11 protein-coding genes are annotated in these 11907 nt (G+C 63.1%); 5 read left to right on the forward strand and 6 right to left on the reverse strand.

The genetic code is table 11. From position 1 onward, the window contains the following. The first annotated feature begins 155 nt into the window (after nucleotides 1-155). The gene (locus SB659_RS13525) at nucleotides 156-3602 is read left to right on the forward strand and encodes an SNF2-related protein (RefSeq protein WP_410550736.1); all 3447 of its coding nucleotides are present in this window, start codon (nucleotides 156-158) and stop codon (nucleotides 3600-3602) included. A gap of 22 nt (nucleotides 3603-3624) precedes the next feature. Here SB659_RS13525 and SB659_RS13530 read toward each other — a convergent pair whose 3' ends face one another. Continuing rightward, nucleotides 3625-4485, reverse strand: coding sequence for an NAD(P)-dependent oxidoreductase (locus tag SB659_RS13530; RefSeq protein WP_350224920.1), 861 nt, complete (start codon nucleotides 4483-4485; stop codon nucleotides 3625-3627). A 156-nt stretch (nucleotides 4486-4641) separates the two neighbouring features. Between SB659_RS13530 and SB659_RS13535 the strand changes: the two genes are divergently transcribed. After that, the gene (locus SB659_RS13535) at nucleotides 4642-6384 is read left to right on the forward strand and encodes a phospholipase C (RefSeq protein ID WP_410550737.1); all 1743 of its coding nucleotides are present in this window, start codon (nucleotides 4642-4644) and stop codon (nucleotides 6382-6384) included. 61 nt (nucleotides 6385-6445) lie between these two features. On the opposite strand, the gene SB659_RS13540 is transcribed toward SB659_RS13535, so the two are convergent. Together SB659_RS13540 and SB659_RS13545 are read right to left on the reverse strand one after the other, a co-directional pair. Beyond that, on the reverse strand, nucleotides 6446-7261 hold the full coding sequence (locus SB659_RS13540) for a GNAT family N-acetyltransferase (protein WP_410550738.1): 816 nt from the start codon (nucleotides 7259-7261) through the stop codon (nucleotides 6446-6448). A gap of 96 nt (nucleotides 7262-7357) precedes the next feature. Then, entirely contained in the window at nucleotides 7358-7699 is a 342-nt protein-coding gene (locus SB659_RS13545) for a hypothetical protein (protein ID WP_284975170.1), read from the reverse strand. Nucleotides 7700-7804: 105 nt separating this feature from the next. Here SB659_RS13545 and SB659_RS13550 point away from each other — a divergent pair, with 105 nt between their 5' ends. After that, entirely contained in the window at nucleotides 7805-8455 is a 651-nt protein-coding gene (locus tag SB659_RS13550) for a CG0192-related protein (RefSeq protein WP_410550739.1), read from the forward strand. A 128-nt stretch (nucleotides 8456-8583) separates the two neighbouring features. After that, nucleotides 8584-9027 (forward strand): hypothetical protein, encoded by a 444-nt coding sequence (locus tag SB659_RS13555; protein ID WP_410550740.1) that lies wholly within the window; start codon nucleotides 8584-8586, stop codon nucleotides 9025-9027. Nucleotides 9028-9034: 7 nt separating this feature from the next. On the opposite strand, the gene SB659_RS13560 is transcribed toward SB659_RS13555, so the two are convergent. Then, the gene (locus tag SB659_RS13560) at nucleotides 9035-9337 is read right to left on the reverse strand and encodes a DUF3040 domain-containing protein (RefSeq protein ID WP_410550741.1); all 303 of its coding nucleotides are present in this window, start codon (nucleotides 9335-9337) and stop codon (nucleotides 9035-9037) included. A 237-nt stretch (nucleotides 9338-9574) separates the two neighbouring features. On the opposite strand from SB659_RS13560, the gene SB659_RS13565 reads away from it, so the two are divergent. Next, a complete protein-coding gene (locus tag SB659_RS13565) occupies nucleotides 9575-10453 on the forward strand; it encodes a hypothetical protein (RefSeq protein ID WP_410550742.1) in 879 nt (292 codons plus the stop codon). Between the two features lie 16 nt (nucleotides 10454-10469). Here SB659_RS13565 and SB659_RS13570 read toward each other — a convergent pair whose 3' ends face one another. Continuing rightward, nucleotides 10470-10898, reverse strand: a complete 429-nt coding sequence (locus SB659_RS13570; protein WP_284978147.1) for a heat shock protein transcriptional repressor HspR — start codon at nucleotides 10896-10898, stop codon at nucleotides 10470-10472. Between the two features lie 9 nt (nucleotides 10899-10907). After that, nucleotides 10908-11885, reverse strand: coding sequence for a DnaJ C-terminal domain-containing protein (locus tag SB659_RS13575; RefSeq protein ID WP_284975177.1), 978 nt, complete (start codon nucleotides 11883-11885; stop codon nucleotides 10908-10910). Nucleotides 11886-11907: the final 22 nt, after the last annotated feature.

The following is an 11907-nucleotide window of genomic DNA, read 5'->3' on the forward strand; positions in this document are numbered from 1 at the left end:
CACTGCTAAAAGCTCATGGTGCTCCGGACACTTTCAACGTACGCGGGGCAGTGGCGCGGCAAACGAGGTTGGGGTTAACGGTGGGCGAAGTTTGGGGGCGGTCCCGGGCTGACTAAGATTGAACAGATAACCTCCTGCCGAAAGTAGCCCGACGCATGCCGTCCCACACAGACGAAACCTGGGAACTGGCCATACAGACTCCTGCTATCAACGACCGCTCCCTCGCGGCCGGACTGGCCTATGCCATGGGAAGCCGGGTCACCGGGATCACGTTCGATGCGGGCACCGGCCTCCTGCTGGGCAAAGTCCGCGGCAGCGGTCCCCAGCCATATTCGACGTCGGCAAAATTGGTCCGCAAGCCCAGCGGCTGGAGCTGCACGGTAGGTATTTGCAGCTGCCCGGTCCGCAAGGATTGCAAGCACGTGGCGGCCCTGCTGTTCACCGCCGAAGACCATCCCACTATTCGGGCGCAACTTCTATCCCAGGCTCCGGGAGTCCAAACCGCACGGCCCCAGCGCAACGCCACGGCACGTCCCGCTTGGGAACAGGCCCTCAACAGGTTGATCACCAAGCCCACTGCTGCCCCAAGCGCGGCAGGAATCCAGCTGGCCCTTCAGTTCGAGGTTGAAGAGCCGGCCGCCCACTTCTCCTACACAGGCCGCCGGGACCCCATGCGCAGCGTCCGGCAACTCAAGGCCCGTCCCGTGATGATGGGCGCCAAAGGTAAATGGATTCGCGGCGATGTCTCGTGGAACAACCTGACTTACATCAGCTTCCGGCGCGAATTCAACGAGGTCCAGGTCGAATGGCTCCAAACATTCCTCGCCGCCCACGGCTCCAGCAACGGACGCCAGCAACCATCGGGCGCCATGTGGTTGAGCCTGAACGACTTTGCGGCCAAAAACCTCTGGACATTACTCGCCGACGCCACCAAAGCCGGCATCCCCCTCATCCACTCGGCTGGTAGCGAGCCTGTCCGCGTCGAGACCCAACCCGCCGTCGTCGGACTTAGCCTGGCGCGGGTGGGCACCGAGGCGACCGAGCCGGCTAGCCCGGTCAACACAACGCACGACGGCGGGCTGCAGCTCGCGCCATCGATCACCGTTAACGGTCACTCGATTGATGCGGGAACCGTGGGCTTCCTCGGTAAGCCGGCCAACGGCATCTTCTTCACCCATGCCGGCGAATCGCTGCCCGGCGTCCCGCAACTGAACAACCTCATCACCCTTGCGCCGATCGAGGGTGGCATCACCGATGAGTTGCTGGAATTCGTGACCGACGGCCAAACGCTTCAGATTCCGGCGGAGGACGAGGGCCGGTTCCTGACCTCGTTCTACCCGAAGCTGCGGCAGTCCACGGCCGTGCAGGCTGCGGATGACTCCGTGGAGCTGCCTACCCTTGCCCTTCCCACGCTGTCCCTCCTCGCGAATTACGGCAACGACCACAAAGTCCGGCTGCACTGGGAGTGGCACTACAAGTCCGGCACGCTCGTCACAGCTCAGCCGCTCTGGCGCCACCCGGATGATCGCGGGTACCGTGACGACCCCGAGGAAGAGCGCATCTTGGAGTCCCTCGGGCGGCCGTGGGATGTGGTGTCCGCGTTGGCGGAATCGTCCACTGGCGGCTGGGGCGCTCCGAGGTTGGCGGCCTCGGCAGAACTGAGCGGCTTGGACACGCTGGCGTTCACGGAGGAGGTGCTGCCCGCACTCAAGGACCTGCCAGACGTCGTGGTGGAAACCTCCGGCGACATCGCTGACTACCGAGAGGCCGAAGAAGCTCCCGTCGTGTCGATTTCCACCAAGGAAACGGCCAGCGGTGACTGGTTCGATCTCGGCATTGTGATCACGCTCGAAGGCGAACCCGTCTCTTTCGCGGCAGTCTTCTCGGCCCTCGCAGCCGGCCAGACCCGCATGCTGCTGCCCAGTGGCGCCTACTTCTCGCTCGACCTCCCCGAACTTCACCAACTGCGGGCCCTCATCGACGAGGCCCGGTCCCTGCAGGACAACCCGGACAACAAGGACGGAACCCTGCAGATCAGCCGCTTCCAAGCCGGGCTCTGGGACGAACTCGCGCAGCTCGGCATCGTTGACGAGCAGGCTGCCGCGTGGCGCGAGGCCGTGGGTGGATTGCTCGACGACGGCGTGACCGGGCTTCCGCTGCCGGCCGGCCTCAACGCTGAGCTGCGTCCGTACCAGCTGGAAGGGTTCAACTGGCTCAGCTTCCTGTACAAGCACAGCCTCGGCGGCGTGCTGGCCGATGACATGGGCCTTGGTAAGACGGTCCAGGCGATCGCGCTGATGTGCGCCGCGAAGGATCTGGCAGCGGAGGATGCTGCGAAGGATGCTGCGGAAGTACCGCCGCGGGCTCCTTTCCTCGTGGTGGCGCCCACCAGTGTCGTCAGCAACTGGGCGCTGGAGACGGAGCGGTTCGCGCCGGGACTCGTGGTGCGGACCGTTGGGGAAACTTTCGCCAAGAGCGGCCTGGCGCCGGCGGAAGCGTTGGCCGGTGCCGACGTCGTCATTACCTCCTATGCCTTGTTCCGCATTGACTACGATGCCTACGCGTCCTTCCACTGGGCCGGGCTGATGCTGGACGAGGCGCAGTTCGTGAAGAACCACCAGTCCAAGGCGTACCAGTGTGCCCGCAAACTGCCGGCCCGTTTCAAGCTGGCCATCACCGGCACGCCGCTGGAGAACAACCTGATGGAGTTCTGGGCGCTGACCTCGATTGTGGCGCCGGGTCTGTTCCCAAGCCCCAAGCGTTTCGCCGAGAACTACCAAAAGCCCGTGGAAAAGAACGGGGACTCCGCGCAACTGGGTAAGCTCCGGCGTCGGGTCCGTCCGCTGATGATGCGCCGCACCAAAGAGCAAGTCATCAAGGACCTGCCGCCCAAGCAGGAGCAAGTACTTGAAGTGGTGCTCAACCCACGGCACCAGAAGGTCTACCAGACCCACTTGCAGCGCGAACGGCAGAAAATCCTGGGCCTCATTGATGACGTCAACAAGAACCGCTTCACGATTTTCCAGTCGTTGACGTTGCTCCGGCAGTTGAGCCTTGACCCGTCATTGGTGGATTCATCGCTCTCCGGCGTTCGATCCTCGAAGCTGGACGTGCTGTTCGAGCAACTCGAAGACGTCATCTCCGAGGGCCACCGGACACTGATATTCAGCCAGTTCACCGGTTTCCTGGGCAAAGTCCGCGACCGTTTGGACGCTGAAGGGGTGGAGTATTGCTATCTCGATGGCTCCACGCGGAACCGCGGCGATGTGGTGAGCGAGTTCAAGAACGGCACGGCTCCGGTGTTCCTGATTTCGCTGAAGGCCGGCGGCTTCGGACTCAACCTGACCGAGGCTGATTACGTGTTCCTGCTCGACCCTTGGTGGAACCCGGCGTCGGAGGCTCAGGCTGTGGACCGTACCCACCGCATAGGCCAAGACCGGAACGTCATGGTGTACCGGCTGGTAGCGAAGGACACCATCGAAGAGAAGGTCATGGCCTTGAAGGCCAAGAAATCGCAGCTGTTCGCGGACGTGATGGAAGGCGACGCGATGGCCGGTGGATCGTTGACGGCGGACGACTTGGCAGCACTGTTCGCGGAGTAGGTCCCAGCGTACGGGTTCTTCCTTACCCTTCGTACACCGCCGCGACGTCGTCCCGGCCGTGACCTGCGCTGATGGCCGCCTTCAGGCGTTCCTGCACTGCTTCCAGGAACGGCAAGTCCAGTTTGCCGTCGGCCAAGGTCAGGTCCACGTCCTTGAGTGCGAGGTCGACCGCGAAGCCTGCGGGATATTCGCGCTTCTCCATCAGATCGATCTTGGCGAAAGCGAAAGGCATTGCCAACGGCGTTGCTTGGAGCGTTGTGACCATCTCCTCGTGTGAGACACCCAAGGCATCGCACACTTTCAGGACATCGGCGATCGCCACCGTTGATGCTGCCAGCCACGTGTTCACGGCCAGTTTGAGGGCGCTGGCCTCCAGATCCCCGCCGACAACCCGCACTTCCTTGCCCAGCCGCTCCAGGACCGGGCGCGCAATGCCCACGGCGTTGTCCTGGCCTGAGACAAGCCACAGCAGCGCACCCTGGCTGGCTTGGGGTGTGCTTCCGGAGACCGGTGCATCGAGGAAGCCAATACCGTGGCTGGCCGCTGACTCCCGAAGGCTTTGGGCCATGACCGGTCCTACGGTGCTGACCTGGGCCCAGATGGCTTCCGGTCGCATGGCCTGAAGCATCTCTTCTGCAATGGACGCCACCGCGGGCCCGTCCCGCAGTACGGTCAGCACGACGTCGGCCTCCGCTGCCGCCTCCGCAACGGTGGGTGCGGCTGTGACTTTGTCCGACCCTGCGGCCACATCCTCCGCCCTCGATGCGGTTCGGTTCCACAAGCGAACGTCATAACCTCCCTCGGCCAAACGGACAGCCATGGCCCCTCCGAGGGCACCTGCACCTAGTACTGCAACAGTGGTCATAGCGATCTCCTTCAACAGGTCTTTTGTCCGGCGATGACCGCTTTAGATTACTGCTTCCGGCCGCGGCAACCTTTTGTTCACTCCAGGGTCCCAGTGGGTTAATGGCTGGCGCGTAACGTCGCGGAGGCCACATCACCCCACTCTCGGGTCACGACAAGAATGATTGGACATCGCATGCCAGTACAAGCACTTACGCGGAAGCGGATAGCCGCCGCGGCAGGAGCCACTGCGTTAGCCGCTTCGGCTTTGACCGCCGGCCTGGTGGGGATGGGCGCGGGCCCCGCCGTCGCCGGTGAAAACCACGGCGGGACTGCAACGCCCATCAAGCACGTGGTGGTGATTTTCCAGGAGAACGTCTCTTTCGACCACTACTTCGCCACGTACCCCCAAGCCGCCAACGTCCCAGGCGAAACCCAGCAGGGCACCGGCGCGCCGGCCACGGCTTTCACGGCCGCCAAAAACACCCCCAAGGACATCAACACCTTGGCAAACGCCGGCCTGCTGGCGCCGAAGAACCCCAACTCGGTCCAACCTGCCCGTCTTTCACCCATGCAGGCTGTCACTTGCGACCAGGACCATGGGTACACAGCAGAGCAGAAAGCGTACAACGGCGGCGCAATGGACATGTTCGTCCCCTTCACCAGCCGCGATGCCTGCGGGACCAACCAATATGGCCGCCCCGGGCTCACCATGGATTACTACGACGGAAACACCGTCACGGGCATCTGGAACTACGCCCAGAACTACTCCATGAGTGACAACCACTTCAGCACCGTCTTTGGCCCGTCCACCCCCGGCGCGCTGAACCTGATTTCAGGACAAACCCACGGCGTCAAGGAATACACTCCGGCAGGGCAGCCCGTAGCTACCCCGGCCGGCGGGTCCAGCGCCGTTCGCCAACCGGATGCCACCGGCGTCGGCACCGTTATCAACGATCCCGATCCCGTCTATGACGACTGCTCCAACAGCAGCCACACCAACCCCAAGCCCGGCAACCTCGCCGGCATGACTGGCAAGAACATCGGTGACTTGCTCAACGCCAAGGGCACATCGTGGGGCTGGTTCCAGGGGGGTTTCGCCCCCACCACTGCCGCTACGGCAACTTCTCCGGCGTCGTGCCTGTCCACCCACACGAACGTTGCAGGCGCGAGCGTCGTCGACTACTCGCCGCACCACCAGCCGTTCCAGTACTACGCTTCCACGGCGAACCCGCACCACTTGGCCCCGGCATCCGTGGCCGAAATCGGCCACAACGGCCAAGCCAACCACCAGTACGACCTCACCGACTTCAACAAAGTGGTCAACACTGACAACCTGCCGGCTGTGTCGTTCCTCAAGGGAGGCATGTCCCAGGACGGGCATGCCGGTTACTCCGACCCGCTCGATGAACAAAAGTTCGTGACCAACACCGTGAACGCAATCCAGAAGTCCAAGAACTGGGAGGACACTGCGGTTGTGCTTGCCTACGACGATTCCGACGGCTGGTACGACCATGTCGCCGCCAAGGTGAAGAACTCCTCGAACACATCGGACGACGCCGCGTGGTGCCAAAGTGCCGCATCGGCCGGTGTCCCGATGGCGGGCAACTACGCTGACCGCTGTGGCCCCGGCCCCCGCCAGCCGCTGGTAGTCATCTCCCCGTACTCGAAGAAGAATTTCGTGGACCACACCGAGACCGACCAGGCCTCCATCCTTCGATTCATCGAGGACAACTGGCACACCGGCCAGATTGGTGACGGCTCTGCCGACGCAACTGCCGGCTCGGTGAACGCGATGTTCAACTTCGACAAGGAGCGCAAGGACAAAGTCCTGCTGAACGAGCAGAGCGGCGCGGTGGTGTCCTCCACCAACTCCGGAGACGATCACAACGACGGAAAAAACTCTGACAACCGTGGAAACCGGGACTCAAAGAACTAGGAGGCCCGCTCCACGCTGCTGAGCTTCACTTCAGCTGCAGCGCCTGCAAACGCCATCGGGGTCAATCACCCGGTGGCGTTTGCCGTACCCAGCGGTACGGCGTCGTCGTCGAGACTTTCACCAGTCCCGAACGCTCCAGAATGGGCCTGGAGAACTCGGTGGAATCGCTGTGGATGAACGTCTTTCCCATGCTGAGCGCTGACTGGGCGCGGCGGGCGGTCAGCGCTCGATAAATGCCACGTCCACGCCATTCCGGGCGCGTAGCCCCGCCCCAGATTCCGGCGAAGGTGGTCCCTTGAACCGGCTCCAAGCGTCCGGCGCTGACTATCCGGCCGTCCGCCTCTGCGACCCACAGCTCCATTCCGTCATCCAGCGAGAGTCGTCGCAGCAGCGCGCCGGCTATGTGGTCCGAGGTCGGATCGCCGAACACCTCGGCTTGCATCGCACACATGGCAAGAACATCGGCCTCATCAGTCATCTGGCGCAGCGTCACGCCGTCGGGAAGGGCAACAGGGCGGCTAAGCAGCTCCGCTTCGCCGATCATGATCGATTCGGGCGGATCGGGGACGAAGCCGTTCTCCTGAAGGGCCTCAGGCAACCCAGGAGTCCGGTCGTGCCCTCGCGTTTTCCATTCCACGCGGGTGACGGCGGTGTCTGCCCTGTAGTACTCGATAGCGGCGGTGACCAGTTGACGAACAGCGTCAACGTCCGCGCCGCCCAAATTCCTATAGGTCACGAAGCCGTTCCCGCCCGCGAACGTGACAAGCAGGAGGGGCCCATGGACAGCGACGTTGATCGCACCAGACGCCTCTGCATCCGTTCGGAGTTGCTCGTCATAGGCGGCGAGCAGGCGCGCGTGCACGTCATTTTCGATCATCCGGCGAGCCTACTGGAAGCCACCGGGACCGGCCATGAACCGACGATCATGGCCATGTCTCCCCCGGCAGACGCTCCAGCAGTACTTCTTTAGGCGTTACTTAGCGGCGCAGAGCTGGCCGTACTTTGTTCCTGCGGCCTGGTAGGCGGCTGACAGGGTGCCCATCTTGTTCTCATCCGGGTTCGCTTTGGAGGCTTCATCGGAGTAGTCCACGATGGCCGTGACCACGGACTTCATCTCATCGGAAGCGACCGATTCGATGGGGCGTACGGCGTTTGCCACGCGCGCGGTGGCAGTCTTGCCGGAGTTGCTGGAAAGGCTGGATACGGCGACGCCTACGCGGTCACAGGTTTCCGCCGTGGTCAGCTGCGGTGCGGAGCAAGCGGAGGCCGTGGCAAGCAGCCCGGCAGCGATCAGGACAGTGGTGAGTTTCTTCATGATTCCCTCGATGGTCGACGTCCCTTAGATTCTAATCAGAGCCGGGGCAAGGCCACGCATCGGCCGCTGTTCGCGTCCCTGCGTCGCTGGCCTAGGCTTGGGCATATGGCGATCATCCACAAGGCAACCTTGTCCCCGTCCAAGCTCGAACTCATTGCCGGTTACCTGCCAGCGCAGCCCTGGTTCATCAAGGAAGGCGCTGCTGAACTCGTGGGGGCTTACCGCTTTGATGACCCGGCCGGCGAGGTCGGCCTCGAAACGCACGTCGTCACCAGTGGCGGCCACTTCTACCAGGTCCCCCTTAGCTACCGCGGGTACGAGCTGGCCGGAGCCGGTGATTGGCTCATCGGCACTATGGACCACTCCGTCTTGGGGAAGCGCTGGGTGTACGACGCCTGCGCAGACCCCGTATATATCAAAGCCCTCGCCGCGGCCATTCTCACCGGGCAGGGAGAGGCAGTGCAGTACGTCGACGGCGAGCCCGAGCCACGGCCCAGCACGGTCACCGTGAAGGGAACCGGGACGCTCGACGGCGACCTTCCCCCCTTAAGCGCTTCGGCGCCGGTGTCAGGGCAGGATGTAACGATCATTGACGCGGGTACCTTCAGGCTGAAAGTCGCCCGGGTCCTCGATGCAACAGCGGACGTTACTGCCAACTTTGCGGCAGCATCCGAGCCCCAGGGCGAGCTCGCGCTGAACGGCCGGTGGGCAGGTCTGGACAACCCCGTGGAACTGGCATCGATTCTTCCGGCCTGACAAGTTCACAGGAGGCGCGCTGGCTCGTATCTGTTGAAGGTCGGCCTGTTGAAGGCTCCGGTCTGTTGAAGGCTTCGGCTCCAGCGTACGCTGGCAAACGGGGGCAACTTTTGATGAGGGGTTTAACGATGAACAGAGTCCGGATGAACAAGTTCAACGTGAAGAGGACGCAGGCCCGGGTAGGCCGGGCCCAGAGCATCGTTCCGGCGGTTCAAGAGCTCGCGCGGGAGTGGGTGGGACGTACGGCGGAGGGCTCCTCGGCGCAGGCTAATGCAGTGGTGCGGTGGGCGTTGACCCGGATCAACCATGCCGATGTTCCATCAGTGGTTTACGGAGTTGTCCTGACCCTGACCGGCAAGAAGAAGGCGGCCAAGCAGGCTCAACGCACTGCCGCGAAGGCCGTGAAAGAAGCGACAGTGGCACTAAGCCGAAAGACGCGGATGGGGTACTCGCCCCGTAACAGTGTCCGTCGCGGAGGGTGGCTAGCCGCCGTCGCCGGGTTAATTGTTGGTGCTTCTGCTGTGTATGCCTGGCGAATGGTGATGCCGTCCGGAGAGCCTAAGCCCCGTTAGAGCGGGCTCAGGGGGGCGGCTGTTCGCCGCGCCGACGAAGCCGACGTCGCAGCGAGGTCCCCGAGAAGAGCCAGTAGGCCCCGGCGCTGGCGAGGAGGAAACCGAGTACGCCCAGAATGACCAGTTGGGTAGCTATTCCCGAGATGACCAAGCCAAAACCGACAACGACTGCAAGCGCGCCGAGGATCCTCCGCGTCGTTGCACCCCGCGGGCGGCCGGACTGCAACTCGAAGGCGAGTTCGGGATCCGAAGCAGCGAGATCCCGCTCCAACCTCTCAAGGGTCCTTCGTTCTTCCTCCGACAACGGCATCGGGTTTCCTCACTCACCACGCGAGCAGGGACGCAAACGTCGCGTCGGTGCATAAGCCAACAGCACGGGCGCTGCTTGCCGTGCTATGACTCCATTATCTGCTCCTTCCGTCCGTCTGGCCACAGGCAGTAGAGCGGAATCACGAACTCGCGCCCCTCACCCCTTACATAGGCTGCTAAGCATGCTTACGATTGAAGGACGCTCGCCAGCCACGCCGTCGGAACGCTAGGAGGGAAGATGGACCGAAAAAGCCTTGCCCGCCTGCAAGGCACGTTCAACGTGGTCAATGGGCTGTGGCCCTTGGTTCACATGAGGAGCTTCGAAGCGATTTTTGGGCCTAAAAAAGATAAGTGGCTCGTCAGGACCGTTGCAGGGCTCATGGTGACCAACGGGGCAGCCCAAGCCCGTTCCGGTAGCTCAGAACACGGCCAGGCGCAGGCACGAATGATAGGGATCGGCACGGCGGCAACATTGGCGGCCGTGGACCTCATCTACGCCCCACCGAGAAGAATCAGCAGGATGTACTTGGTGGATGCAGTCACTGAATTGGGCTGGATCTACCTCTGGCTCACCTCGCCAAGGGCGGCCGGGAACACGGACGAAAAAACACCCTACGGAAAGTTGAATCACTCCATGGCACAGCGCATCCCCCTCATAACAGCCACTGCCGTTGCTGTCCCCGAGGTTCCCAGCACTTCCAAACGCGGTCCCGTAGGCACGACATTGCTGGTGGCCGTAGGACTCTTGTCCGGGGCTGCCTGCGTGATGTTTGCCATGCGGATGATGGTTCCTCCCGGAGAGCCCCGGCCTGCCGTGCGCCCGAGGTTGGAAAGGGATGGAGCATCCCCCGCCACCGCCACGCCCGTGGCAAGTACCACCGGCGACGCCGCCCAACCGGAAGAACTCCTCGTCCCCAGCACGGAGCCCGTGGAGATTTCCATCAGGATGCGGCCAGGTGAGTGGACAGACGAGTCCTTGGTGGGCAGCGTTGAGGACTACCGGCAGCAAGTAAGGGACATGGGCGCACCCGAATCCCAAATCGTCACCAAGGTGGACCGGACCGAGGGCGGTGGCGCAGTGGTTGTGGTGAGGTGGGATCGGACCTTGCCGTTGTAGTGGCAAGAGAAGAGGGCTACAGCTTCTCGCCCGGCCGAGGCTTCCACACCACAACAGCCTGGGACCTCGCGCGGGGTCGCTGGCCGCGCGCCAAGCTGACGACGTCGCCTGCTGCTCCGGCCGCGAAGATGCGTGCGTCTATCGGGGACCGGCGGCGGGACAGTTCTTCCTGGAGTTCGGTCACCCGGTACTGCAACGCCGCCACTTGATTTTCAAGGTCGAGTATCCGCTTGATGCCCTCGAGTGAGACGCCGGACTGCGAGAGGCGCTGGACCTCCCGCAGCTTGTTGACATCATTTTGGGAGTAGCGGCGGGACTTTCCGGGCGCACGGCTGGGCGAGACGATGCCCAGCCGGTCGTACTGGCGCAACGTCTGCGGATGCATGTCCGCAAGCTCAGCAGCCACGGAGATCACGAAGATCGGCTGATTGACGTCGATGCCCATGCCTGCTCCCTATAACCGGGCTTTCGCGGCCAGGTCGCGACGCGGGTCGGCGTCAGTGGTTGCTGCGGCAAACGCCTTGACGGCTTCTTCCGCTTCTTTATTAAGGTTTTGAGGAACTGCGACGTCGATGGTCACCAGCAGGTCGCCTGTCGCCTTGGGTGTCTTCACGCCGCGGCCTTTGACCCGCAGGGTACGTCCGGACGGCGTTCCCGCCGGGACGCGCACCTTGACGGTATCGCCGTCGAGCGTGGGCACCTCGATGGTCGCGCCGAGTGCGGCTTCGCCGAACGTGACGGGTACGTGGATCCTGATGTTGTCGCCGTCGCGCTGGAAGAACTCGTGCGGCTTGACGCTCACGGTGATGATGAGGTCACCGTTACCCGCAGGTCCGGCGTTGCCCTTGCCGCGCTGACGGACTTTCTGGCCGTCCTTGATTCCGGCCGGGATCTTGACGTCAATCACGTTGCCGTTGCTTTCGCGCAGGCTCACCGTTGTGCCGTGGATGGAACCGGCAAAAGAGATGGACGTGGTCGCTGTCCGGTCGGAGCCCTTCTGCGGCGTCCGCTGGAATCCAGTCTGGCCTCCACTGCCAAAGCCCCCGCCGAACAGGTCGGCAAACTCTGGAGGGAGGCCGCCACCGGCGGGCTGCCGGGCACCAGGCCCACCGCCGAACAGACCACCGAACAAGTCCTCAAACCCACCGTTGCCACCAGGGGTTCCGCGGCCACCGGCACCGGGAGCGAACCTTGCGCCGCCCATGGCACGGATGGCGTCATACTGCTGCCGATCCTCTGGGCTGGACAACACGGAGTACGCCTCCGAAATGTCCTTGAACTTCTTCTCGGCGGCAGCGTCCCCGGCATTGGTATCCGGATGGTACTGCCGTGCGAGCTTGCGGTAAGCCTTCTTGATATCCGCGTCAGACGCGTCCTTGGCAACACCAAGGATCGCGTAAAAATCCTTTTCAACCCAGTCCTGGCTGGCCAAGAGCGTTTCCTTTCGTCGGGGA

The sequence above is a fragment of the Arthrobacter sp. SIMBA_036 genome (assembly GCF_046535135.1).
Taxonomy (GTDB): Bacteria; Actinomycetota; Actinomycetes; order Actinomycetales; family Micrococcaceae; genus Arthrobacter.